This is a genomic window from Clostridium sp. CM039 (assembly GCF_055081075.1).
Map to the genome: position 1 here is coordinate 3,729,912 of NZ_CM143649.1, position 24,867 is coordinate 3,754,778.

Here is a 24,867-nt window from a genome sequence, read left to right on the forward strand (position 1 = left end):
AAAATGTGCTAGATTTATGAAATTAGAAAGGAAGAATTTAAATGAAAGTTGGAAAATTAAATTGGGATGACTTAAAACAAATAATTGACAACAATAAAAGTGTTGTCCGGGGCGATGTAAGAATTAGAAGTGGAATAGGCGAAGACTGCAGTGTAATAAATTTTGGCGAATATGAGTGCGTAGTATCTACAGATCCAATAACCGGAGCTGATAAAAATATGGGCAAATTAGCAGTTCATATAAATTGCAATGATATAGCTTCTTGTGGAGTTGAGCCTGTAGGCATTTTAGTTACAATTCTTGTACCGCCAACAGCGACGATAGAAGATATAAAAAATATTATGAGTGAAATTGATGAAGAGACAAAAAAACTGAATGTGGAGATATTAGGTGGACATACTGAGGTTACAGAAGCTGTAAATAAAATAATAGTTTCATGCACTGCTATAGGAAAAGGGAAAGCACAAGGTGCTGTGGCAACTTCAGGTGCAAAAATCGGAGATGAAATTGTCGTTACCAAACTGCTTTGTATGGAAGGAACTTCAATTATAGTAAATGATCATTTAGACAGGATACAAGGCGTTTTAACTCCTAAAGAAATAGAAATAGCTAAAGACTATATTAGTAGCATTAGTGTGGTTAATGAAGGACGTATAGCAGGAGAGTTCGGGGTTAATTCTATGCATGATATAACTGAAGGTGGTGTTCTAGGAGCATTATGGGAAGTTGCGGAGGCTAGCAATTTAGGATTTAAGGCGTATAGTGATAAAATGCCAATTAGTGATATTACATATAAAATATGTGAAAGACTTAATATTGACCCTTTGAAATTTATATCTTCTGGAAGCATGCTAATAACGGTGGCATCTGGGAAAGAATTGGTGGATAAATTAAATAGCAATGGAGTACAAGCTACGGTAATAGGAAAAATGACTGCGTCTAGAGGGATATTAGTAAAAGATGAAACTTGTAAAGATGTTTTGCCCCCTACTAGAGATGAGTTATTTAGTATATAATTTTTAAAATAGATTACTTTTAGAGTAGATAATGATTACTAATTATTATCTACCCTAGAGAGTTGTGAGGAGTATACAATGAGAAGATTAATAGTTGCTAGTAATAATGACCATAAAATTAAGGAAATAAAAGAAATATTATCACGGTTTCCTTTTGAAGTACTATCTTTAAAAGAAGCCAATATTAACATTGATGTAGAGGAAACAGGAAGCACTTTCATGGAGAATGCAGATATAAAGGCAAGTGAAATTTTCAAAATAGCCCATGGGGATATGGTACTTGCCGATGATTCGGGATTAGCAGTAGAATCATTAAATGGAGCTCCAGGCATTTTTTCAGCGAGGTTTGCGGGGGAACACGGAAATACTAAAGCGAATAATGAAAAATTATTGCACCTTTTAGATGGCAAAACAGAAGAACAGCGAAAAGCTAAATTCATTTGCGCAATGGTACTTATAATTAATAAAGATGAAATAGTAAAAGTACAAGGAGAGTCAGAGGGGATAATCACAGCAGATTTTAGAGGTGAAGAAGGTTTCGGATATGACCCGCTATTTTTTGTGGAAAAATTCAATAAAACTTTTGCACAGATGGAAAGTAATGAAAAAAACGCTATTAGTCATAGGGGAAGGGCACTAGATAAACTAAAAGGTGAGCTTGAAAAATTAATATATGATGTATAATTATTAGGCATCTCAAAAAAGTCTAAGATGCATACGTTATATTAATGAAGAGGGTGATTTTAAATGAGAATAGGTGTTATAAGCGATACACATGGCATTATTAGCAGCATAGAACGGCTAGGATGCGAAATAAAGGGATTAGATGTGTTGATCCACTTAGGCGATAATGTAGACGACATATCCATTATAAGAAAGCATTATAATGGAGAAATAATTAATGTTAAAGGCAATTGTGATTTTTCTACAAGTACACCTAATGACAGGGTAAAAGAAATTTGCTTAAAAAAATTTTTTTTAACTCATGGACATAGATATAGTGTAAAAGAGAGTTTGGCTAAATTAAGATATAAGGCTTTAGAAACGGGGGCTGACATAGTCTTGTATGGACATACACATATTGGAAAAATAGATTTTGAAGAAGGAATATGGTATATAAATCCTGGAAGTGCGTCACTACCAAGAGATGGAGCTCGGAGCTTTGCTATTATAAGTATCAACCAGGGATGCATAGAGCCAAATTTGATAAGATTCTAGTTGTTTATAGCTAGGTATTTTAAATGTGAACTTCTAAAATTTTAGTTTTTTTAATCAGACTAAAATAAGTTAAAATAAAAAATAACAGGTTGATAGGATTTATTTTAATATTAAAATGAGAAAGTTTTAAAAAAAGTATTGACGTATTAAAACATATGGTGTAGAATAATCCATGTCGTCAGAAAAAATCATTGAATTTAAATGGTTATGAGGTCAGGATTAATTTAGGACATTAAATGGTTTTAAAGTTTAATGGGTAGCGGGGTGTAGCGCAGCTGGGAGCGCGCGTGGTTTGGGACCATGAGGTCGCAGGTTCAATCCCTGTCACCCCGACCACTATATGCGGGTATAACTCAATGGTAGAGTGTTAGCCTTCCAAGCTAATTACGAGGGTTCGATTCCCTCTACCCGCTCCAAATATATTAATGTTTATTTAAACACTAATATACAAGCATCTTTAGCTCAGTTGGATAGAGCAACGCCCTTCTAAGGCGTGGGCCAGGGGTTCGAATCCCTTAAGATGCACCATACGGTGGACGTAGTTCAGTTGGTAGAGCGCCAGTTTGTGGTACTGGTTGTCGTGGGTTCGAGTCCCATCGTCCACCCCATTTAATGCTGGGGTATCGCCAAGCGGTAAGGCACCACACTTTGACTGTGGCATCCGTAGGTTCAAATCCTGCTATCCCAGCCAATAAGGTTTACTAGCTCAGTTGGTAGAGCACATGACTTTTAATCATGGTGTCCGGGGTTCGATTCCCCGGTAAGCCACCAAAATAGTAATAATATGCAGGTGTGGCGGAATTGGCAGACGCACTAGACTTAGGATCTAGCGCCTTCGGGTGTATGGGTTCAACTCCCTTCACCTGCACCATTACTATTTACAAATGAATTACTATGTATAAAAACAATAATATGCGGGGGTGGCTCAGTGGTAGAGCGTCACCTTGCCAAGGTGAACGTCGCGAGTTCGAATCTCGTCTCCCGCTCCAAATATGTTTATACATATTAGTTTAAGTATACAAGCATCTTTAGCTCAGTTGGATAGAGCAACGCCCTTCTAAGGCGTGGGCCGGGGGTTCGAATCCCTTAAGATGCACCAATATGCGTCATTAGCTCAGTTGGTAGAGCACCTGACTCTTAATCAGGGTGTCCGGGGTTCAAGCCCCCGATGTCGCACCATTTTTTAATATATGCCGGGGTGTAGCGCAGCTGGGAGCGCGCGTGGTTTGGGACCATGAGGTCGCAGGTTCAATCCCTGTCACCCCGACCATTAAAATATAATATGCGGGTATAACTCAATGGTAGAGTGTTAGCCTTCCAAGCTAATTACGAGGGTTCGATTCCCTCTACCCGCTCCAAATATGTTAACGTTCAACTGAGCATTAACATATAAGCGTTTTTAGCTCAGTTGGATAGAGCAACGCCCTTCTAAGGCGTGGGCCAGGGGTTCGAATCCCTTAAGACGCACCATACGGTGGACGTAGTTCAGTTGGTAGAGCGCCAGTTTGTGGTACTGGTTGTCGTGGGTTCGAGTCCCATCGTCCACCCCATTTAAAAATAAAATTACAAATAAAGGGTTATTGTATTAGAAAATAATATAACCTTAATAAATTTAAAATTCCCAATACGGTGGACGTAGTTCAGTTGGTAGAGCGCCAGTTTGTGGTACTGGTTGTCGTGGGTTCGAGTCCCATCGTCCACCCCATTTAAAATTGGGATGCCTTTCAAAACCGTAAGGCATCGGACTCTTTACTTAGATGTATAGGTTTGAATTTAACTAATAAGGTTTACTAGCTCAGTTGGTAGAGCACATGACTTTTAATCATGGTGTCCGGGGTTCGATTCCCCGGTAAGCCACCAAAATAGTAATAATATGCAGGTGTGGCGGAATTGGCAGACGCACTAGACTTAGGATCTAGCGCCTTCGGGTGTATGGGTTCAACTCCCTTCACCTGCACCAAATACTATTTATAAAAACAACAATATGCGGGGGTGGCTCAGTGGTAGAGCGTCACCTTGCCAAGGTGAACGTCGCGAGTTCGAATCTCGTCTCCCGCTCCAAACATGCGGGTATAACTCAATGGTAGAGTGTTAGCCTTCCAAGCTAATTACGAGGGTTCGATTCCCTCTACCCGCTCCAATAAAAGTCTTTAGTATTTATACTAAAGACTTTTTAAAAATTATTTTATTATGCGCCCATAGCTCAGTTGGATAGAGTGGCAGACTTCGAATCTGAAGGCCGTGGGTTCGACTCCCTCTGGGCGCACCACCAAAGCCTTGCAAACACTAAGTTTGTAAGGCTTTTACTTTTGCCCTCTTTTGACCCTTATAAAATTTTATGAAAAAATGAGGGTTATTTTGACCCCATATAATTATACAAGTCATTAAGTTTTGTATCAGCCTTCACCTTCATAATCTCAAGTACATGAGTATAGGTGTTTAAGGTAATAGAAATATTACTATGACCTAGATGACTTTGTACTATTTTGGGCTCTTCTTTAGCTCAAATAGGAGAGTAGCATAGGTATGACTTAAATCGTCAGGTATTAATATAATAAAGATTAAATAGCTATAGTTGTAATTATACTTATTAAAGAAAATAATACAAATGTATTGACAATTTAATAATACGTTTGTATTATTAAATTAAAGGAGGCTTTAATGATGGATTTAAAAAAACTTCCACAAACAGAATTGGAAGTTATGAATTTAATTTGGAGTAATGAAGAAACTTTATCAACAAACCAGGTTGCTGAGATAATCACTCTTCAAAAGGGATGGAAAGCTGGAACAACAGCTACACTTCTAAAACGTTTAATAAAAAAGGATTTTCTTTCAGCAGAAAAACGAGGAAAGCAGTTTTACTATTTTCCAAAGGTAGAAGAAAAAGAATATAAGTCTTTAGAAACAAAGGAATTCCTTAAAAATATTCATGGTAATTCTTTAACTAGCCTTGTATCAATGTTACATGATACTAAGGACATATTATCAGACGAGGATTTAGAAAAACTAGATAGAATGATAAAAAATAGGTGATAATATGCTAAAAACATTGTTTGAAAACATTATAGAAGCCTCATTAATAGGAACCTTTTGGATTTTATTGCTATTAATATTTAGAAAAAAGGTACTTAGTAAATATAGTGCAAATTTCAATTACTATATTTGTATAGTTATAATTTTAAAAATGGTTCTGCCCCTTAAAATTTCAATATATGTTCCTAAGAATGTGTTAATGGTAAAAGATAATGTAATTCCTAGTGGTATCTATGATAACATGGCTAAAATTAGTCATGTTATAAGTATAATTCCATATCTTTATTTCATAACATCTACAATAATATTTTTATTTATTATTTTATGTAACAAAAAATTTAATAGCAGTATTAAAAAGACTTCAAGAAATATATACAATGTAAAAATCATGAGAATATATAGCAAATCGAAAAAAGAAATGGGTATCAAAAGAAATATTCCTCTTAAATTTTGCAGTAGTATTTCAACACCATTTATTATAGGTATAGTAAAACCAACAATTATATTACCAGAAAGAACATATGAAGATGAAGATTTAAAATGGATAATAAAACATGAATTGATTCATTTTAAAAGAAAAGATTGGATATATAAACTTCTAAGCATTTTAGTTATATCATTACATTTCTTTAATCCTTTAATTTATAAGTTAAAAAGTATTTTAAATGAAGATTGTGAATTATCCTGTGATGAAAAGCTCTTAAAATCACTAGGAATAGATGAAAGAAAAAATTATGCCTTAACACTTATAAACTCAATGAAATTTAATAATCAGTTTAAATTATCAAATAGCTTAATATCACCCTTTAATGATGATAAAAATATAATGAATAGGAGAATTGAGAGTATGTTAAATTTGAAATCAAAGAAAAAAGGAATAATCACAGGAGCATTACTACTTGTAATATCAGGAGCATCACTATTTTCAGTAAATGTATTTGCGGATACTCCAGAAGAGCATATTAATGATGATATGAATAAGGTTAAACAGGAATTGCAGAATAATTTAGAGCAAGGAGCCAAAGAGGGGGATTTGAAGATTTTAAATAAAGATGGTACAAAAGTTTATTATAAAACTATTCAAGCATCATCAGAGATATCGCCTGAAGCATATAAATAACTACATAAAAAAAGGTCATTGAAATGAGGCAACTGAAAAAGTCTTGATATTTAAAATTTAACTTATTAAAAAAGTTAAAACTAGAAATTTATGAGCTATGGTTTTGTGGTAAATTATGTTGACAGGGATTAAAATGTATAGTATTATAGGTAAAAGAATAAAGAACCTTTAATTTTGCCCGAGAGGCTGAGAAGGAAGTAGATGTTTTACAGCGATATTACTACGCCTTCTCATAAAAGAGATGGCGTTTTTTGTTTAGAAGTAAATGTAATATTAAAAGTACTTATAGTACCTTTAAATTTAGCTCAGAGAGGCTGAGAAGGAGTGGATGTAATATGCTAAAAGGAAGACACTTAATTGAACCAATGGATTTTACAATATTAGAGCTTGAGGAGATTTTTGATTATGCAGATGAAATAATTAAAAAACCTGAAAATTTTTCTCATATATGTGATGGGAAAGTTTTGGCAACATTATTTTATGAACCAAGCACACGAACAAGATTAAGCTTTGAAGCGGCAATGTTAAGACTTGGAGGTCAGGTTTTAGGTTTTTCTGAGGCGAAATCAAGTTCGGCAGCAAAAGGGGAAAGTGTAGCAGATACTATAAGGACAGTAGAATGTTATGCAGATATTGCAGCCATGAGACATCCCAAAGAAGGAGCTCCTAAAGTTGCATCTATGCACTCTCAAATGCCAGTAATAAATGCCGGTGATGGTGGGCATCAACATCCAACTCAAACATTAACAGATCTTTTAACCATAAGAAATATTAAAGGGTCATTATCAAACTTAACCATAGGAATTTGTGGTGATTTAAAGTTTGGTAGAACAGTTCACTCATTAATAAAAGCCATGTCAAGATATGAAAACATTAAATTTATACTAATTTCACCAAATGAATTAACAATTCCTAAATACATTAAATCGGAAGTATTGGAAAAAAATAATATGGAGTTCCTTGAAGTTGAAAAATTAGAGGATGTTATTGGAGATTTAGATATTTTATATATGACTAGAGTTCAAAAAGAAAGATTTTTTAACGAGGAAGATTATATAAGACTTAAAGATATTTATATACTGGATAAAGAAAAAATGCTAAAAGCTAAGAAAGATATGATAATTCTTCACCCACTACCTAGAGTTAATGAAATAGCTGTGGAAATCGACGCTGATCCAAGGGCATGTTACTTTAGACAAGCAAAATATGGTATGTATGCAAGAATGGCACTTATTGCTAAACTTTTGGGGGTGGATAAGTAATGGTAACAATAAATAGCATAAAAAGAGGAATAGTAATAGATCATATTAAAGCGGGTGTAGGACTCAAAATATTCAACTATTTAGGTCTTGATAATGCTCAATTTACAGTGGCGCTTATTATGAATGCACATAGCGGGAAGCTCGGAAAAAAGGATATAATTAAAATAGAAAACGAGATTGATATAGATTTTACAGTGTTGGGGTTTATAGACCCTAACATAACAATAAATATAATAACTGGAGAAAAAATTGAAAATAAAGTTAAACTAAAGCTGCCAGATAAAATTGATAATGTTATAAGATGCAATAATCCAAGATGCATAACATCTGTAGAGCAAGAAATTTTGAATAGTTTCTACTTAGCAAATAGTGAAAAGGGCGAGTATAGATGTATATATTGTGATGAGATTAATAACCATACTACTGTATCGTAATAAAACACATAATTATTAATATAAAGTGTACGGTTTAAATTGTGACTTAGACCGTACAAAAAAAATCGTAATACAGTGTGAAGGGATGGTAGAACTATGGAATTGTTAATTAAGAACGCAAGGGTAGTTGATTCATCACAGGATTTTATTGGCGATGTTTATATAAATAAAGGAACAATATATGAAATAGGAAAAAAACTAGAAAAAGACTGTGAGGTAATAAATGGAGAGGGATATATTTTAGCCCCTTCTTTTATAGATCTTCACAGTCATTTTAGAGAACCGGGGTATACATATAAAGAAGATATACTATCGGGAAGCCAGGCCGCAGTGCGGGGTGGATATACTGCGGTAAACCTTATGGCAAATACAAAACCAGTATGTAGCTCAATGGATACAATAGATAAGGTGCTCAAAAAATCTAGGGAAATAAATCTCTTGGACATTCATCAATGTGCATCTATTACAGAGGATCTATTGGGGAAATCTATAGATCACCTAGGTCAGTTAACCAATGCAGTAAGATTTATATCGGATGATGGTAAAGGGGTTTATGATAGTCGTATAATGCTTGAGGCAATGGTTAAAGCTAAAGAAAAGGATTTAACAGTAATATCTCATGCTGAAAATGAAGAGTTAGTAGAAGTTGATACAAGGCTTGCTGAAAATATGATGACATGGAGAGATATAGCCCTTTCAAAATTCACAGGTTGTAAACTTCACTTAGCTCATGTTAGTACAAAAGAAGCTATGCAAGATATTATAAAAGGAAAACAGCAGGGGGGACGAATAACCTGTGAAGTTACGCCGCATCATCTAGCATTAACAGAAGAAACAAACTATAGGGTAAATCCACCTATGAGGAAAGTTGAGGATGTAAGCTTCTTAATACAAGCTATAAAAGATGGCTTTGTGGATGTTATAGCTACTGACCATGCGCCACATAGTGTTGAGGATAAAATAAAGGGCGCTCCTGGTATATCAGGACTAGAAAGTTCATTTCCTGTATGCTACACTAAATTGGTAGGAGAAGGTCATATTACTTTAAATAAACTTTCTGAATTGATGTCAAAAAACCCAGCTAAAATTATGGGATTTAACAAGGGCGAAATAAAAATAGGTTATGATGGAGACTTGGTACTGTTAGACACTAAATCTAAATATAACATTGATCCTTCGCAGTTTTTATCTAAAGGACACAATTCCCCATTTGAGGGTAAGGCTGTAGTAGGTAGGGTAATGTGTACTATTAAGGCAGGGAGAATAATTTATAAAGATAAGTAGAAACAAACAAAGTGTTGATTTGTAAATAAAATGGTAAAGGCGGAATAATCTTTGATTATAGATAAATTATTTAAAAGTGTAGAAAAAAACGGTCATGTATGCGTTGGGCTTGATACGGATTTAGAATATTTACCAGTAGAGTTTAGGAATAAGTTTATGCATGAGGAGCACGCGTTATACAGATTTAATCAAATGATAATTGATGCTACTTTTGATGTATCAGCTTGCTATAAGGTGCAAATAGCATATTATGAAGCTCTTGGATTAAAAGGTTTAAAAGTATACAAAGACACCTTGAGTTATATAAAAAGCAAAGGTGGCATAGTGATTGCAGATATTAAAAGAGGAGACATTGCAAAAACTGCACAAATGTATGCTAAAGCTCATTTTGAAGGGGATTTTGAAAGTGACTTTATAACTATAAATCCGTACATGGGGATGGATAGTATTGAACCATATCTTCCTTATTTAAAAAATAAGGAAAAGGGATTATTCTCACTAGTAAGAACCTCCAATAAAGGAGCAGAAGATATAGAGTACATAGAGAATAAAGAAAATAAAAAGGTTTATGATATTGTGGGGGAAAAGTTATTAAAAATCGGAAGTGAATTTATTGGAGAGTGTGGATATAGCTCCATAGGTGGAGTAGTTGGGTGCACGCATATAGATGAAGGGTTAAAGATGAGAAATGATCTTCAAAAAATGTTTTTCTTAATACCGGGGTATGGAGCACAAGGTGGAGCAGCGAAAGATGTAGCCATATATTTGAAAAATGGGAATGGTGGAGTAGTAAATGCATCTAGAAGTATTTTGCTTGCATACAAGAAAGCAGATAATGGTCAAATTCGTTTTGAACAGTGTGCTCGCGAAGAAGCTATAAAAATGAGAGACGAAATAAGAAAAGCCGCAAACAAAAAATAAGATATATTCTTTATTAAAATGCTGGAGGGGTTTATTTGATATGTTCAGTAGAAAAGACATATGAAAATGTTGAAATAAGTGATGGCGTGTATAAGCTTTCTATAAAGGGCAAGTTTAACGTAAAACCAGGACAATTTTTTATGTTAAAGGTAAAAGAAATGGAGCCATTATTACCAAGACCTATAAGTGTGTATGATGTGGATGATGAGAAAATAAGTTTTTTATACCAAATAGTAGGTCAAGGTACAAAATATCTTAGTAAACTCTGCGCAAATGATGAACTTCAGATAATGGGGCCACTCGGAAATGGATTTGATGTGGAAAAAATAAAAGGGAAAATTGCTGTTGTATCTGGAGGAATTGGAATAGCGCCACTTGTTTATCTGATCAAAAAACTTAGGTCGTGTGAAATAGATTTGTATGCAGGGTTTAGGACTGTGGATTATTCTGTGGATTCTGTGGAAAAATATGTAAATAAAATTAACTTATCCACAGAAAGTGGTAAAATTGGTCATAAGGGATACGTAACAGACATAATAAATGTAAAAGAATATGAAACTGTTATTTGCTGTGGACCAGAAATTATGATGAAAAAGGTTGTAAATATGTGTTGTGATGAAAAAGTGCCAGTATATGTGTCTATGGAAAACCATATGGCTTGCGGAATAGGTGCATGTCTTGTATGTACTTGTAAAACCGTGGGTGGAAATAAGAGAACCTGCAAGGATGGTCCAGTCTTTGAAGGAAAGGATTTGATTTTTAATGACTAAAGTAGAATTATGCGGTGTGCATTTAAAAAATCCAGTCATAGCTGCATCTGGAACTTTTGGATTTGGCGAGGAGTATAGTAAGTATTACGATATTGGAAGACTTGGCGGCATATCAAGTAAAGGTCTTACGATAAATGAAAAGCAAGGTAATGATGGAATACGAATTTATGAAACCCGTGGGGGAATGCTAAATAGTGTAGGACTTCAAAATCCAGGTATTGAAAATTTTATAAATACACAACTTCCGCAAATGCAACAATATAACACAGCTATAATTGCAAATGTTGGTGGAGGTAGTATAGAAGAATACATAATGGCAATAGAAAAATTAAATAATGAGGCTATAGATATAGTCGAATTAAACATATCCTGCCCTAATGTAAAATGTGGGGGTATGGCTTTTGGAATTAAATCAAAGGTAGCATATGAAGCAGTGAAAGAAATTAAGAGTATTTGCAAGAAACCTCTTATGGTTAAACTTTCACCGAATGCAGAGGACATAGTAGATATGGCATATAAATGCTGTGAAGCTGGAGCAGATGCATTATCTTTAGTAAATACGTTTAAAGGTATGGCAGTTGATATACATAAACGAAAAGCGATTTTTAATAATATATATGCAGGGGTATCAGGACCAGCTATAAAACCTATGGCACTCAGAATGGTACATGAAGTATGTAAAGCTGTAAATATACCAGTTGTAGGTATGGGTGGTATAACTAGCTTTGAGGATGCTATAGAATTTATAATGGTGGGAGCAGAGGCGGTTCAAGTTGGAACTGCCAATTTCATAAAACCGGATATTTGCAATGATATAATCGACGGAATTGAGAAGTATATGATAAAAGAAGGTATTAAAGATCTAAGTGAAATTAGAGGGATTATATAGGAGGAGATACTATGAATATTAATGTTTTAGATATATTAAAAGAATCAGGTGCGCTACTTGAGGGACATTTTCTGTTATCTTCAGGAAGACACAGCAATAGGTATTGCCAATGTGCAAAATTGCTTCAGTATCCAGACAAGGCTGAAAAGGTACTAAGTGTAGTAGTAGAAAAGATTAAAGATATAGATTTTGATGTGGTAGTAGGCCCGGCGATGGGTGGTATAATAGTAGCTTATGAAGTAGGTAGACAAACAGGAAAGCCTGCTATATTTACTGAAAGAGTAAACGGCACCTTCGAACTTAGACGTGGATTTGAAATTAAAAAGGGACAAAAGGTTTTAATTACAGAGGATGTAGTAACTACTGGCAAGTCTTCTTTAGAAACAATAAAAGTCTTAAAAGAACTTGGGGCAGAAGTAGTTGGGATATGTTGCATAGTAGATAGAGGAAGTAGCACTATTGATTATCCTATCTATAGCTCAATAAAACTAGATATTGAAAGTTACGATCCATCAGAGTGCCCACTTTGTAAAGCTGGAACAGCTTACATAAAACCTGGTAGTAGAAATATAAAATAAATGTAATCTTTTTTTCTCACAGAATGCTGTAATGAAGAGTATATATTGCTGAAATGCGCTCGCTTTGCCAAGAAATTCTAAAATTAATATTATTTTAAGTTGCTAAAAAATGCAAACTTGCTGCGTTCAAACATGCATTTTTCTTTACTCAACTGAAAATAATATTAATTAAGAATTACTAAGCGTCGCTCGAACGCATTCTACGCAATATATACTTTTATTAGCATTCTCTAAGAAAAAAGATATAATTGGGTTGCTAATAGTTGTTTAAGAAGATAACGCACTATGTTACTAAAATTATTCTTCTTTTGTAATTTCAAATATTCGAGTATAATCACATTTTTTCTCACTCAAGACTTTTAGAGAAAATTTTTCAACATATTCTTTTATGTCCAATTGTAAAAACTCTTTAAATCCCTTTGGTTCTAATAGTTTAATAATTGAAAATAGAAGTTTTTGAATAAGTTTTTTAGGTTGAGCCCATTCAACAACGACTATTTTGCCTTTGTTTTTTAATACTCTTTTGGCTTCTTTCATTATTTTATACCTTATGTTATCATCAACTTCGTGTAAAACTAATGAAATTAAGACGACATCAAAATAATTGTCATCAAAGTTCATATTTGTTGCATCCATAACAAGGGTTTCGATATTTCGGATTCCCCTTTTTTCTATTTTCTCTTTGGCAAGTGCTAACATTTCTTTAGATAAATCAATGCCAACTATTTCAGTGTTTATTCTGTTATCTGCAATAATAATACTGTTGGTAGCCGTTCCAATACAAACTTCCAATACTTTTGATTTTTGCTCTGATATAAAGTCCAATATACCTTCTCTTGGATTGGTCTTTGTACAATTAAAGTAGAAAACGTCTACTAAATCATAAAATTTTGAAATAATCCTATATTGTAAATGTAAATGCATACTTTCCTCCCTTATTGAGTTAATAATATTTGGATTTGTACTAAAATATCTTCCTATATAGATTATAAATTCTATAGTTTTATATTTGTGGGATGAGGGATTAAGTAAATGAAAACCTCCAATAACAAAATCTATATTTTTATATGTAGTTGTTTATATATTCATATGTTCACATATTCATATGTTCGTTTATTATTTTACTGCAAAAATTCAACTGAGTCAATCGTTACTTATTATACAATTAGTACCTTAAATTATATTCAGGATGTTAATATAGCAAAACCCACATCATAATTGATATGGGTTTTGCTTGCGACGTCATATACATAATAGCATGAACCTTCTCCGGAAGTGACTTAAAATAAGAAGAGTAGAAACATTAGAATTCCTTAATGGATTTCCATGTTTCAAACTCTAATTTGTAGTGATGCAGGAAAAATTTCGTATTTTTATTTGATCTTAAGTAAATTATTTATTAGTGTTTGGAGTTCTTTAGTTTTAACTTTATCCATTGGTTCTACACCTTTTAATTTATAAGGGATAGATAAAGCTTCGTATTTATTTACTCCAAGAACGTGATAGGAAAGAAGCTCTAGTTTATCAACATGCGGAACCTCTTTACTAATAATTTTCGCGAGTTTAGTTATATGTTCCACAGAATCTGTAATTCCGGGTACAACAACATGTCTTACCCAAACTCTAGATTTAGAGTGTCTTAACGCTTCTAAAAATGTATTAACATCAGTTGAATCTCTGCCAGTTAAATTAACATAACCTTGACCAGTTGTATGCTTTATATCTAAAAGAACTAAATCTGTATGCTTTAATATCTCTGAATAGTCACCATCACCAAAACCAGCTGTGTCTATGGCAGTATGGATACCATTTTGTTTACATAATTTTAAACACTCAAGTAGAAATTGTGGTTGAACTAACGGGTCGCCGCCAGAGAAAGTAACTCCACCGGAAGATCTATTAAAATATGGTTTGAATCTAATGATTTTTTGAACAATTTCTTCCGCAGTCATTTCAATGCCGCCACTTAGATTCCAAGTATCGGGGTTGTGGCAATAGGCACATCTTAGTTTGCAGCCTTGAAAAAAAACTACTACTCTTATTCCAGGACCATCAACCAGGCCCATGCTCTCTATAGAATGAATTTTACCTTTTACCATATATACTCCTCCTTCAGATTTGTTACAAGAAATTTCAATGTCAAAACTAGATTATATTCATTTCATATTAAAACAAAAACAATATTTTTGCTTTAATATAAAATGAAACCCACAATTAGTTTTATATAAATTGAGAAGTGCTTATAATAAGCACCTCTCATAATATATAAAATTATTTAGATTTTATCATGGAAAGTTCTGCTAATAACTTCAAGTTGTTGTTCTTTTGATAATCTATTAAAATGAACCGCATATCCTGAAACTCTTATTGTGAGTGTTGGATATTTGTCTGGATTCTCATAAGCATCAACTAAAACTTCTCTATTTAGTACATTTACATTTAAATGGTGTGCACTTTGTGCAAAATAACCATCTAAAAGGAAAACTAGATTATTTATTCTTGTAGATTCATCTATTCCAAGTGCAGCTGGTACTATTGAAAAAGTATTTGAAACTCCGTCTTGGCAATAATTTCTATAAGGAATCTTAGCAACTGAATTTAATGATGCTAATGCTCCATTTTCATCGTTACATTGTGTTGGGTTTGCTCCAGGAGCAAGTGCTATACCTTGTTTTCTTCCATCAGGAGTTGCTCCTGTCTTCTTACCATAAACTACATTTGATGTAATAGTAAGTGCTGATAAAGTATGCTCTGCTCCCTTATATGTAGGGTGTGTTTTAAGATTATCGCTGAATTCCTTTATAAGATTAACAGCTAAATCATCAACTCTATCATCATCATTTCCGTATTTAGGGAAATCTCCTTCAATTTTAAAATCAACGGTTATGCCATTCTCATTTCTTATTGGAGATACCTTAGCAAATTTTATAGCACTTAAGGAGTCGGCTGCAACAGAAAGTCCTGCTACTCCAAATGCCATGAAGTATTTAAGATCACTATCATGAAGAGAAAGTTGACCAGCTTCATAAGCATATTTATCATGCATATAATGTATGGTATTCATTGTATCCACATACATTTGCGCAACATATTTTAAAACTTTTGAATACATTTTTCTAACTGTTTTGTAGTCAAGAATTTCATCAGTTGTCTTTTCAATTCCAGGTACCACAAGTTTGCCTTTTAATTCGTCGACTCCGCCATTAAGTGATAGTAATAAAGATTTTGCAAGGTTAGCTCTTGCTCCAAAGAATTGCATTCTCTTACCAATTTCCATAGCAGATACACAACAAGCTATACCATAATCCTCACCATATATTGGTCTCATTATATCATCATTTTCATATTGTACGGCATCAGTTTCGATAGACATTTTAGCGCAATACTTTTTGAAAGTTTCTGGTAATTTTTCTGACCAAAGTACAGTCATGTTAGGTTCTGGTGCTGATCCTAGGTTTGTTAATGTATGAAGGAATCTAAAAGAATTCTTTGTTACCATTGCTTTGCCATTAAGAGCAACGCCACCTATTGATTCTGTTACCCAATTTGGATCGCCACCAAATAAATCATTATATTCAGGAGTTCTAAGATGTCTTGCCATTCTAAGTTTAATTACGAATTGATCAATAATCTCTTGAGCTTCATTTTCGGTTATTAAACCTTTCGCCAAATCTCTTTCAAAATAAATATCTAAGAAAGTAGTAGTTCGTCCAAGTGACATTGCAGCGCCGTTGTTTTCTTTTATTCCTGCAAGGTATCCTAAATAAACTGCTTGTACAGCTTCTTGTGCAGTGGTAGCCGGTTTTGAAATATCAACGCCGTATTTTGAAGCCATGCTTTTTATTTGACCAAGTGCTTTAATTTGCATGCTTAGTTCTTCTCTGTGTCTTATTAAATCATCTGATGCACGTCCTGTTAATTCTTTTAAATCTTTTTTCTTCTGCTCTACTAAATAATCTAATCCATAAAGAGCTATTCTTCTGTAATCTCCTATTATTCTTCCTCTACCATATGCATCTGGAAGTCCAGTTAATAATCCTACGTTTCTTGCAACTTTAGTAGCATCAGAATATGCATCGAAAACTCCTTCATTATGAGTTTTTCTATACTTAGGGAAGTATTTTTTTATATCCTTGTTTAATTCGTAGCCATACTCTTCAAGTGATTGCTCTACCATTCTAAAGCCACCAAATGGGTTTACTATTCTTTTGAGTGGTGCATCTGTTTGTAATCCAACAATTACTTCATTTTCTTTATCTATATATCCAGGTGCAAAATTATCTATGCCTGAAACCTCATTAGTTTCTACATCTATAATACCTTTCTTTATTTCTTCTATAATAAGGGAGTTAGCTTTATTCCAAACTTTATTAGTTTTATCAGTTGTTCCTACTAAGAAACTATCATCACCTTCATATAAGGTATAATTTTTTTGAATAAAGTCTTTTACATTAATTTCATCTTTCCACTGGTCGCCTTTAAAGCCTGTCCATTGTTTAAACATTTGTTTTCCTCCTTATAATACATTAATGTTATAATATTTTTTAAAGTGATTGGTTTTACGTAAAATCACAACGAATTCATAAAATAATCGATATATAGTAGTGGTAATTTAAATTGATTATGTCGATATATATATTGTAATATTAAAAATGAAACAGTTCAAGTGTTTTATAAAAGTTGGAAAATTGAGAATATTCAGATGACTATGCGAACGTTGAAATACAACACTTTAGAAGTGTTAAACATTTAACGAAGAAAAACAACAGGATGTTTTTAAAATGAAACAAGGCCATACTGGATTGGATTATAATAGAAAAATATGCTTAATTACTTGAAACTTTAACAAATTATATCAATGCAGACTATTAATCAAATTAGATGTTGCAGTTTTGCAGAAGATTATTTAATATAGACTACTTGGAAAATATATATCGCTAAAGGGGTAGATGATATGGGATAAACAAAGAGACATATATGTCATCTTTAAAAAACCATATTATTTTCATTTACAATGATGTATAATTAATAATACTGCATCAATTATAATGGAGGTAAATTATATGAAGAAGCCTAGCATGTTTAGTAAGGATTATGAGAAAGAAGTGAAAAAACGAAGAAAAACAATATTATTATTGATTATTGTACCTATAATAGGGTTGAGCATATTTTTAGCTACAGATTTTGATTTTTTATTAAGTAAACCAAAAATCAATGCAGAGGATAAGGGAAGTAAGGCAGCGGAATCACAAAAAAAATCAGAAGAAGTTGTTAAACAACAGGCAGATGATGAAAAGTCGAAAGCTGCAGAGGCTTCAGCAAAAGCAAAGGCAGAGGCTGCTTTAAAAGCGGAAGCGGTTGAAAAAAATGAGATCTTTACTGCTTCATTTTCGGATGGGCAGAAAATTAGCGTTGAATATAATGTAAAATCAGGCGAAAAAAATATAAAAGGTGTATCAAACACTAAAGATATATCATATGACATAAGTCCAAGTAAGAAAGCAATAGTAGTGCAGAGTACGAAAAACCAGGATATGCTATACATTGATGTGAATAAAATCACTAAAGACATCACAAAAAAAGAATATAAATCTAGTAAAGGTGAAGTTTTTCCTAAAGTAAATAAGCTTAAAGAGAAACCAACATATATTTGGTCAATTACACCTAAGTTCATTGATGAAGATAATATTGCATACGTTAGTGAATTACCTTGGATGAAGGAAAAGGAAGTTCAATATATATGGAAGGTGAATTTAAAAAATAATGAGCATACGCAGGTAATGTCATTATATGGTAAGCAAATTACTTTTAAAAACATAACGGCAAAGGGGCTTGAAACAATTGTAGATGGTCAGGTAGTGTATGTAAATTCATTAGGTGAAGTAACGCAGTAGAGAAAAGAGGTTAAGCATGGATATAGGATTATCTTCGGCATGTTTTTATCCTAATTTGAGTACGGAAAACAGTATAAAAAAGATGAAAGAGTTAGGGTTTAATCATGGTGAAATATTTTTTAATACACCGGGTGAGTACGAGGAAGATTTTTTAAAGAGGTTACTTGAAAAAAAAGAAACCTATGAATTCAATGTAAATTCGGTTCATGCATTTTCAAGTTCATTTGAGCCGTATCTTTTTGATAAATATGACAGAAGACGCCTGGACATGTTAAAACATTTTAAAAAAGTTTGTAGGGCAGCAAAGATATTAGGTGCAAGCTGTTATACATTTCATGGTATGCGCAGTGCAGATTTTAATGAGCTTGATACTAAATTTGTTATAGATACATATAATGAACTTTCCTATATTGCAATGGAAATGGGGATTAAATTGGCGCAGGAAAATGTATCTTGGTGTATGTCGGCAAATTTAAAGTTTTTAACATTTTTGGCTGCTAAATGTAAGTACCCAATATATTTTACTTTAGATTTTAAACAAGCGTATAAAGCCAATGTTTCTATAGAAAAGTATATTGAGGTTATGGGTGAAAATATAGTGAACCTTCATATTAATGATAGAGATGAAAATTCCCCTTGTCTTTTACCTGGAAAAGGTAATTTGGATTATGAATATATATATAACAAACTTAAGAGCGTTAAGTATAGTGGAAAAGGAACTATAGAAGTTTATAGCAGCAATTATTTAAGTTGCGAGGAACTGACACAAGCAAAGGAATTTGTTGTTGAAAAATTTAACAATAGTTCAGAAGGAAAGCCTCGCACTTCTATAAGTGACAGTTCTATACTATAGCAAGGAGAAAAGCTTGGCAAAATTAACTTGTAAATTATAAGCAATTTGGTTATAATTATAGCATTAGACTATTTGAGCAAATATGCTTAAGAATATTTGTAAATACATGAAAAGTTATGTTATAATATTTAAAGTAATAAGCATTTGTGGCGATTAGGAGGAGTAATATAATGAACATTAAAATGGAAAAATTAGAAAAAAATATTATTAAATTAGAAATAACGGTGGAAGCAACAAGATTTAATGAATCTTTGAAAAAATCTTGTGCAAAAAACTCAAAGACTATTAATATACCTGGGTTTAGAAAAGGTAAAGCTCCAATGAATATAATAAAGAAAATGTATGGTGAAGGTGTTTTCTTTGAAGATGCTATAAACTTCTGCTGTGATGATACATATCCAGAAGCTTTAAAAGAGTATGATATAAAGCCATTGGATTATCCTCAAATTGATATTGTTGAAATAGGGGAAGGAAAAGATTTTGTATACACTGCATCAATTGCAGTAGCACCCGAAGTTCAAATTGGAGAATACAAAGGATTAGAAGTTAAGAAAACTGAATATAAGGTAACAGATGATGAAATTGAAAATCAGTTAAAAGGCATGCAAGAAAAAAATGCTAGAGTTGAAGAGAAGCTTGATGGCGCTGTTGCAATGGGCAACATAGCAATTATAGACTTCGAAGGATTTGTTGAAGATGTAGCTTTCGAAGGCGGACAAGGAACAGATTTTGAACTTGAAATTGGTTCAGGATCATTTATTGATACCTTTGAAGAACAATTAATAGGCTTAAAAGCTGGAGAAACTAAAGAAGTTAAAGTTAATTTTCCAGAAGCATATGGAAGAGAAGACTTAAATGGAAAACTTGCAACTTTTAATGTAACTATTAAAAGCATGAAAGAAAAAGAATTACCAGCTATTGATGATGAATTTGCTAAAGAAGTGTCAGAATTCGATACTTTAGAAGAATTAAGAAATAACATTAAAAAATCACTTGAGGTATCAAGTGCAGATAGAGAAAAGAAAGAATTTGAAGAAGCTGTAATAGATGCAGTTTGTTCTAACGTAGCAATGGATATTCCAGAAATTATGGTGAAAAGAGAAACTGATATAATGCTCAAAGATTTAGAAATGAAATTAAAACAACAAGGGTTAGATCTTGAATCGTACTATCAGTACACTAACAACACTGAAGAAAAGGTTAGGGAGTTCATGAAAGAAGCAGCTGAAAAGAGAGTTAAAACTGATTTGGTAATAACAGAGATAGCGAAAATAGAAAAATTTGAAGCTAGTGATGAAGAACTGTTAGAAAAAGCTAAACAAGTTGCGGCGCAATATGGAGACAAAGAAATAGATAAAACAGCAGACTTAATTATGAAAGCGCAAAAACAATATCTACAAATTGATGTTGTAAATGAAAAAGTAATAGATATGTTAGTTGATAGTGCAAAAGTTACTGCATAATTTATACTAGAATTAATTGCCAGATATTTCTCTGGCAATTAATTTTAAATACAGGATAAAATTAATTGATTAAAAAATAATTACTTGGGATAGAATTAAGGAATAGATTACCTAGTTAAACAGTACTATTATTAGAGTAAAGGAGTGAATTATATGAGTTTAGTGCCAATGGTTGTTGAACAAACTAATAGGGGCGAAAGATCCTATGATATTTATTCGAGATTATTAAATGATAGAATAATTTTCCTAGGAGAAGAGGTAAATGATGTCACTGCTAGTTTAGTTGTTGCTCAGTTATTGTATTTAGAGTCGGAAGACCCTGATAAAGACATTTATTTATATATAAATAGTCCAGGTGGATCAATTACAGCAGGGATGGCTATTTATGACACAATGCAATATATAAAACCACAAGTTTCAACTATTTGTATTGGTATGGCAGCATCCATGGGATCGTTCTTATTAAATGCTGGTGAAAAGGGAAAAAGATTTGCATTACCTAATAGCGAAATACTTATACATCAGCCTTTAGGTGGGTTCCAAGGTCAGGCAACTGATATTGATATTCACGCAAAAAGAATTATGAAAACTAAAGCTACACTAAATAAAATCTATAGTGAAAGAACTGGACAATCAATTGAAAAAATTCAACATGATGTTGAAAGAGATTACTTCATGAGTGCACAAGAAGCTATGGAGTATGGATTAATAGATGAAGTTATATCTAAAAAGAAATAACATTAAACGAAATAAGGTTAGTTGAGGTGAAAATATGACAAAGTTTGATGAAAAAAAACAACTTAAATGTTCTTTTTGTGGTAAAACCCAAGAACAAGTTAGAAGATTAATTGCAGGACCAGGAGTGTATATTTGTGATGAGTGTATAGAATTATGTTCTGAAATAATTGTAGATGAATTCCAGGGGGATGTTGAACTAGACCTAGGGTCGTTACCAAAACCTGCAGAAATAAAAAAATATATAGATGAGTACGTAGTTGGGCAAAATACCGCTAAAAAATCTTTGGCTGTAGCAGTATATAATCATTACAAAAGAATAAATTCAAATGTTAATGAAGGTGATGTTGAACTTCAAAAAAGTAATATATTATTACTTGGACCTACAGGAAGTGGTAAGACTTTACTAGCTCAAACATTAGCAAAATATTTAAATGTACCTTTTGCAATAGCCGATGCGACTACACTTACTGAAGCAGGATATGTAGGAGAAGATGTAGAAAACATCTTACTTAAATTAATACAAAATGCTGATTATGATGTAGAAAAAGCAGAAAAAGGTATTATCTATATAGATGAAATAGATAAGGTAGCTAGAAAATCTGAAAATCCTTCTATAACTAGGGATGTATCTGGAGAAGGCGTTCAACAGGCGTTACTTAAAATATTAGAAGGCACTACAGCATCAGTTCCACCACAAGGTGGAAGAAAGCATCCTCATCAAGAGTTTATTCAGATAAATACATCAAATATTTTATTTATCTGTGGAGGAGCATTTGATGGACTTGATAAAATTATAGAAAAAAGAACTAGAACTACATCTGTTGGTTTCGGAGCTGAAATAAGATCAAAAGAAGAAGCAAATGTAGGAGAAATGTTGAAATTTATAATGCCAGGAGATTTATTGAAATTTGGATTAATTCCAGAGTTTGTAGGAAGGCTTCCGATAGTAGTTACTCTTGAAGCGTTAGATGAAGAAGCATTAGTTAAAATTCTTAGTGAACCTAAAAATGCGCTCATTAAACAATATAAGAAATTGTTTGAGATGGATAACGTAGAATTAGAGTTTGAAGAAGAAGCGTTAAAAGCTATAGCTAAAGAAGCTATCAAAAGAAAAACTGGAGCTCGTGGACTTAGATCTATTATAGAAGATACAATGAAGGAAATTATGTTTGATATTCCATCTAATGAACAAGTATCTAAAGTAATAGTTAATGAGGATACTATTAGAACTAGAAACCCACAATTAGTCTTAGCTGAAAGTGGAAAAAGAGAAAAATTAAAGATTGCACAGAAAATTAAAACTAAAAAAGGCCCAGAAACAGCATAGTAAACTAAGACTAAATCATCACCTACGCAGGTGTAATATTAATGTAGAAGAAAGACGGATTATATATCTGTCTTTTTTTTATTTTGAGGAAATTATAAAATTAAAAATTTGAATAATATATGGAATAAGAAGAATATATTATTCATTTCTTGACCATAATATAAATGATGCAATATTTACTAAAATATGCAAATTTAATATGAGAAAGGAGGATTAGTTTAATATATTAAATATTAAACTTTAAATAATATGACAATGAAACTTCTTATGGCAATACAACTTTTTTTTACAATAGTTATTGGATTATATTTTTTTAATGCATTAAAAAGTCAGCAAAGTAGTAAGGTGGTTGTTAATAAAGGAAACAAAAAAGAAATGGAAAATTTAAGAAAAATGAAAAGCATAAGCCTTACAGAACCACTTACTGAAAAAAGCAGACCGACAAGATTCGAGGAGGTTATAGGACAAGAAAAAGGAATTAAGGCACTGCAAGCAGCAATATGCGGACCTAATCCTCAACATGTCATAATTTATGGGCCACCTGGAGTAGGAAAAACAGCGGCTGCTAGATTAGTACTTGAAGACGCTAAAAAAAGAGAACGATCTCCATTTAATGAATGTTCTAAGTTTGTAGAAATAGATGGAACAACTGTTAGATTTGATGAAAGAGGGATTGCAGATCCGCTTATTGGATCCGTTCACGATCCCATTTACCAAGGAGCCGGACCACTCGGAGCGGCTGGAGTACCTCAACCAAAGCCTGGAGCGGTTACAAAAGCACATGGCGGAATTCTATTTGTTGATGAAATTGGAGAGCTACATCCTATAGAAATGAATAAACTCCTTAAAGTATTAGAAGATAGAAAAGTATTTTTAGATAGCGCTTATTATAATGGAGAAGATCCTAACATGCCGCTTTATATAAAAGAAGTATTTGATGAAGGGCTTCCAGCTGATTTTAGACTTATAGGTGCAACTACACGTAATCCAGAAGAAATAATGCCTGCAATAAGGTCAAGGTGCATAGAGATATTTTTTAGGGCATTACTACCAGAAGAATTACAAACAATCGCTGAAAATTCAATAAATAAAATAGGTCTTAAAATATGTGAAAAAGCATTAAAGCTTGTTGGTAAATACTCTAGCAATGGACGTGATACTGTTAATTTAATTCAGTTAGCTAGTGGTATGGCTATTAACGATGATAGAGATGAAGTAAGTGTTGAGGATGTTGAGTGGGTTATAGAAAATGGTCAGTACTCCCCAAGGTTCGAAAATATGATATCCGATAAACCACAAATTGGATATGTAAACGGGCTTGCGGTTTACGGATCTAATATAGGAGCGGTAATGGAAATTGAAGCTAGTGCAAAAAAAATAAAGCTTAGAAAAGGTGTTCTTAAAATTACAGGAATTATTGAAGAAGAAGAAATAAGTAGTAGCAATAAAAAATTGAAAAGAAAAAGTACTGCGAGATCATCAGTAGAAAATGTGGTTACAGTACTCGAAAAATATTTTGATATAGATTGTGATGATTATGATATTCATGTAAACTTTCCAGGTGGATCACCAGTAGATGGCCCATCAGCCGGGGTTAGCATAACAACTGCAATATATAGTGCAATAAAAGGTGTGCCAGTTGATAATATGGTTGCAATGACAGGAGAGATATCAATTCATGGTAATGTAAAGCCGATAGGCGGTGTCAATGCTAAAATCGCTGCTGCAAAAAAAGCAGGTGCCACAAGAGTTATTATTCCGAGGGATAATTGGCAAGATAGTTTTAAAAGTATTGAAAATATTAAGATTATACCAGTGAGTAATATTAGTGAGGTAATTCGTGAGGCGTTACTTCAGGAGAATCCTAAAAATATTTCAATTGCATTTGAGAAAGATGTGGATGTTATAGCAGCTGAATCATTAAAAGGATAAATCATATTTTAAAAAAAAGGTGATCACTATTTAATTATAGTAGATTACCTTTTTTATTTTAAACTTTGTAGTATTGAAAAATAATTGTATTATAGGTATACTATAGTAGTCGAAATATAAAAACATAAAAAT

The 24,867-nt window shown here is 32.8% G+C and carries 21 protein-coding genes and 20 tRNA genes; 38 read left to right on the plus strand and 3 right to left on the minus strand.

Annotated elements, in window-relative coordinates; all coding sequences use genetic code 11:
- Positions 1-41 precede the first annotated feature (41 nt).
- From ACWJJ2_RS17445 to pyrE, 32 genes are all read left to right on the plus strand, one after another.
- Complete coding sequence (locus tag ACWJJ2_RS17445) at positions 42-1,016, plus strand: AIR synthase family protein (RefSeq protein ID WP_216301906.1); 975 nt, start codon at positions 42-44, stop codon at positions 1,014-1,016.
- Positions 1,017-1,094: 78 nt separating this feature from the next.
- Positions 1,095-1,700: an XTP/dITP diphosphatase gene (locus ACWJJ2_RS17450; protein ID WP_216301907.1), complete on the plus strand. Its 606-nt coding sequence runs from the start codon at positions 1,095-1,097 to the stop codon at positions 1,698-1,700.
- A 63-nt stretch (positions 1,701-1,763) separates the two neighbouring features.
- Complete coding sequence (locus ACWJJ2_RS17455) at positions 1,764-2,234, plus strand: metallophosphoesterase (RefSeq protein WP_216301908.1); 471 nt, start codon at positions 1,764-1,766, stop codon at positions 2,232-2,234.
- A gap of 260 nt (positions 2,235-2,494) precedes the next feature.
- A tRNA-Pro gene (locus tag ACWJJ2_RS17460) sits at positions 2,495-2,570 on the plus strand.
- Positions 2,571-2,576: 6 nt separating this feature from the next.
- Positions 2,577-2,650 (plus strand) — tRNA-Gly (locus ACWJJ2_RS17465).
- Positions 2,651-2,685: 35 nt separating this feature from the next.
- Positions 2,686-2,762, plus strand: a tRNA-Arg gene (locus ACWJJ2_RS17470).
- Between the two features lie 4 nt (positions 2,763-2,766).
- A tRNA-His gene (locus tag ACWJJ2_RS17475) sits at positions 2,767-2,842 on the plus strand.
- Between the two features lie 8 nt (positions 2,843-2,850).
- Positions 2,851-2,925, plus strand: a tRNA-Gln gene (locus tag ACWJJ2_RS17480).
- Between the two features lie 4 nt (positions 2,926-2,929).
- Positions 2,930-3,005: transfer RNA gene (locus tag ACWJJ2_RS17485), tRNA-Lys, on the plus strand.
- Between the two features lie 15 nt (positions 3,006-3,020).
- Positions 3,021-3,105: transfer RNA gene (locus ACWJJ2_RS17490), tRNA-Leu, on the plus strand.
- 43 nt (positions 3,106-3,148) lie between these two features.
- A tRNA-Gly gene (locus ACWJJ2_RS17495) sits at positions 3,149-3,223 on the plus strand.
- A gap of 33 nt (positions 3,224-3,256) precedes the next feature.
- Positions 3,257-3,333 (plus strand) — tRNA-Arg (locus ACWJJ2_RS17500).
- Positions 3,334-3,337: 4 nt separating this feature from the next.
- Positions 3,338-3,413 (plus strand) — tRNA-Lys (locus tag ACWJJ2_RS17505).
- A gap of 15 nt (positions 3,414-3,428) precedes the next feature.
- Positions 3,429-3,504, plus strand: a tRNA-Pro gene (locus ACWJJ2_RS17510).
- A gap of 14 nt (positions 3,505-3,518) precedes the next feature.
- Positions 3,519-3,592 (plus strand) — tRNA-Gly (locus tag ACWJJ2_RS17515).
- A gap of 35 nt (positions 3,593-3,627) precedes the next feature.
- Positions 3,628-3,704: transfer RNA gene (locus ACWJJ2_RS17520), tRNA-Arg, on the plus strand.
- Between the two features lie 4 nt (positions 3,705-3,708).
- Positions 3,709-3,784, plus strand: a tRNA-His gene (locus ACWJJ2_RS17525).
- A gap of 79 nt (positions 3,785-3,863) precedes the next feature.
- Positions 3,864-3,939: transfer RNA gene (locus ACWJJ2_RS17530), tRNA-His, on the plus strand.
- Positions 3,940-4,018: 79 nt separating this feature from the next.
- Positions 4,019-4,094: transfer RNA gene (locus ACWJJ2_RS17535), tRNA-Lys, on the plus strand.
- A 15-nt stretch (positions 4,095-4,109) separates the two neighbouring features.
- Positions 4,110-4,194 (plus strand) — tRNA-Leu (locus ACWJJ2_RS17540).
- 26 nt (positions 4,195-4,220) lie between these two features.
- Positions 4,221-4,295, plus strand: a tRNA-Gly gene (locus ACWJJ2_RS17545).
- Between the two features lie 5 nt (positions 4,296-4,300).
- Positions 4,301-4,374, plus strand: a tRNA-Gly gene (locus tag ACWJJ2_RS17550).
- Positions 4,375-4,426: 52 nt separating this feature from the next.
- Positions 4,427-4,503, plus strand: a tRNA-Arg gene (locus ACWJJ2_RS17555).
- 392 nt (positions 4,504-4,895) lie between these two features.
- Positions 4,896-5,270 carry a BlaI/MecI/CopY family transcriptional regulator gene (locus ACWJJ2_RS17560; protein ID WP_224579030.1) on the plus strand — a complete coding sequence of 125 codons (375 nt, stop codon included), beginning with the start codon at positions 4,896-4,898 and terminating at the stop codon, positions 5,268-5,270.
- Between the two features lie 4 nt (positions 5,271-5,274).
- A complete protein-coding gene (locus tag ACWJJ2_RS17565; protein WP_220319589.1) occupies positions 5,275-6,390 on the plus strand; it encodes a M56 family metallopeptidase in 1,116 nt (371 codons plus the stop codon).
- A 335-nt stretch (positions 6,391-6,725) separates the two neighbouring features.
- Positions 6,726-7,652, plus strand: a complete 927-nt coding sequence (pyrB, locus tag ACWJJ2_RS17570; RefSeq protein WP_165412712.1) for an aspartate carbamoyltransferase — start codon at positions 6,726-6,728, stop codon at positions 7,650-7,652.
- Positions 7,652-8,086 carry an aspartate carbamoyltransferase regulatory subunit gene (locus tag ACWJJ2_RS17575; protein WP_165412713.1) on the plus strand — a complete coding sequence of 145 codons (435 nt, stop codon included), beginning with the start codon at positions 7,652-7,654 and terminating at the stop codon, positions 8,084-8,086. The genes pyrB and ACWJJ2_RS17575 overlap by 1 nt, the downstream gene beginning before the upstream one ends.
- Positions 8,087-8,182: 96 nt before the next feature.
- Positions 8,183-9,370: a dihydroorotase gene (locus ACWJJ2_RS17580; protein ID WP_216301909.1), complete on the plus strand. Its 1,188-nt coding sequence runs from the start codon at positions 8,183-8,185 to the stop codon at positions 9,368-9,370.
- A gap of 51 nt (positions 9,371-9,421) precedes the next feature.
- On the plus strand, positions 9,422-10,291 hold the full coding sequence (pyrF, locus tag ACWJJ2_RS17585) for an orotidine-5'-phosphate decarboxylase (protein ID WP_216301910.1): 870 nt from the start codon (positions 9,422-9,424) through the stop codon (positions 10,289-10,291).
- Positions 10,292-10,326: 35 nt separating this feature from the next.
- Positions 10,327-11,061 carry a dihydroorotate dehydrogenase electron transfer subunit gene (locus tag ACWJJ2_RS17590; RefSeq protein WP_216301911.1) on the plus strand — a complete coding sequence of 245 codons (735 nt, stop codon included), beginning with the start codon at positions 10,327-10,329 and terminating at the stop codon, positions 11,059-11,061.
- Positions 11,054-11,950: a dihydroorotate dehydrogenase gene (locus ACWJJ2_RS17595; RefSeq protein ID WP_216301912.1), complete on the plus strand. Its 897-nt coding sequence runs from the start codon at positions 11,054-11,056 to the stop codon at positions 11,948-11,950. The genes ACWJJ2_RS17590 and ACWJJ2_RS17595 overlap by 8 nt, the downstream gene beginning before the upstream one ends.
- Positions 11,951-11,961: 11 nt before the next feature.
- A complete protein-coding gene (pyrE, locus tag ACWJJ2_RS17600; RefSeq protein ID WP_216301913.1) occupies positions 11,962-12,528 on the plus strand; it encodes an orotate phosphoribosyltransferase in 567 nt (188 codons plus the stop codon).
- A 297-nt stretch (positions 12,529-12,825) separates the two neighbouring features.
- Here pyrE and ACWJJ2_RS17605 read toward each other — a convergent pair whose 3' ends face one another.
- From ACWJJ2_RS17605 to pflB, 3 genes are all read right to left on the minus strand, one after another.
- Positions 12,826-13,452 carry a class I SAM-dependent methyltransferase gene (locus tag ACWJJ2_RS17605; RefSeq protein ID WP_220319591.1) on the minus strand — a complete coding sequence of 209 codons (627 nt, stop codon included), beginning with the start codon at positions 13,450-13,452 and terminating at the stop codon, positions 12,826-12,828.
- Positions 13,453-13,901: 449 nt separating this feature from the next.
- The gene (pflA, locus tag ACWJJ2_RS17610; RefSeq protein ID WP_216301915.1) at positions 13,902-14,627 is read right to left on the minus strand and encodes a pyruvate formate-lyase-activating protein; all 726 of its coding nucleotides are present in this window, start codon (positions 14,625-14,627) and stop codon (positions 13,902-13,904) included.
- Between the two features lie 176 nt (positions 14,628-14,803).
- Positions 14,804-17,032: a formate C-acetyltransferase gene (gene pflB, locus ACWJJ2_RS17615; RefSeq protein ID WP_220319592.1), complete on the minus strand. Its 2,229-nt coding sequence runs from the start codon at positions 17,030-17,032 to the stop codon at positions 14,804-14,806.
- 559 nt (positions 17,033-17,591) lie between these two features.
- On the opposite strand from pflB, the gene ACWJJ2_RS17620 reads away from it, so the two are divergent.
- The 6 genes from ACWJJ2_RS17620 (at position 17,592) to lonB (ending at position 24,735) form a co-directional block, all read left to right on the plus strand.
- Positions 17,592-18,422, plus strand: a complete 831-nt coding sequence (locus ACWJJ2_RS17620; protein WP_462953623.1) for a hypothetical protein — start codon at positions 17,592-17,594, stop codon at positions 18,420-18,422.
- 16 nt (positions 18,423-18,438) lie between these two features.
- On the plus strand, positions 18,439-19,275 hold the full coding sequence (locus tag ACWJJ2_RS17625; RefSeq protein ID WP_216301918.1) for a sugar phosphate isomerase/epimerase family protein: 837 nt from the start codon (positions 18,439-18,441) through the stop codon (positions 19,273-19,275).
- A 170-nt stretch (positions 19,276-19,445) separates the two neighbouring features.
- Positions 19,446-20,738, plus strand: a complete 1,293-nt coding sequence (gene tig / locus ACWJJ2_RS17630) for a trigger factor (RefSeq protein WP_165412010.1) — start codon at positions 19,446-19,448, stop codon at positions 20,736-20,738.
- 153 nt (positions 20,739-20,891) lie between these two features.
- Positions 20,892-21,476 carry an ATP-dependent Clp endopeptidase proteolytic subunit ClpP gene (clpP, locus tag ACWJJ2_RS17635; RefSeq protein ID WP_216301919.1) on the plus strand — a complete coding sequence of 195 codons (585 nt, stop codon included), beginning with the start codon at positions 20,892-20,894 and terminating at the stop codon, positions 21,474-21,476.
- Between the two features lie 34 nt (positions 21,477-21,510).
- Entirely contained in the window at positions 21,511-22,803 is a 1,293-nt protein-coding gene (gene clpX, locus ACWJJ2_RS17640; RefSeq protein WP_165412008.1) for an ATP-dependent Clp protease ATP-binding subunit ClpX, read from the plus strand.
- 249 nt (positions 22,804-23,052) lie between these two features.
- Positions 23,053-24,735: an ATP-dependent protease LonB gene (gene lonB / locus ACWJJ2_RS17645; protein WP_165412007.1), complete on the plus strand. Its 1,683-nt coding sequence runs from the start codon at positions 23,053-23,055 to the stop codon at positions 24,733-24,735.
- The last annotated feature ends 132 nt before the right edge of the window (positions 24,736-24,867 follow it).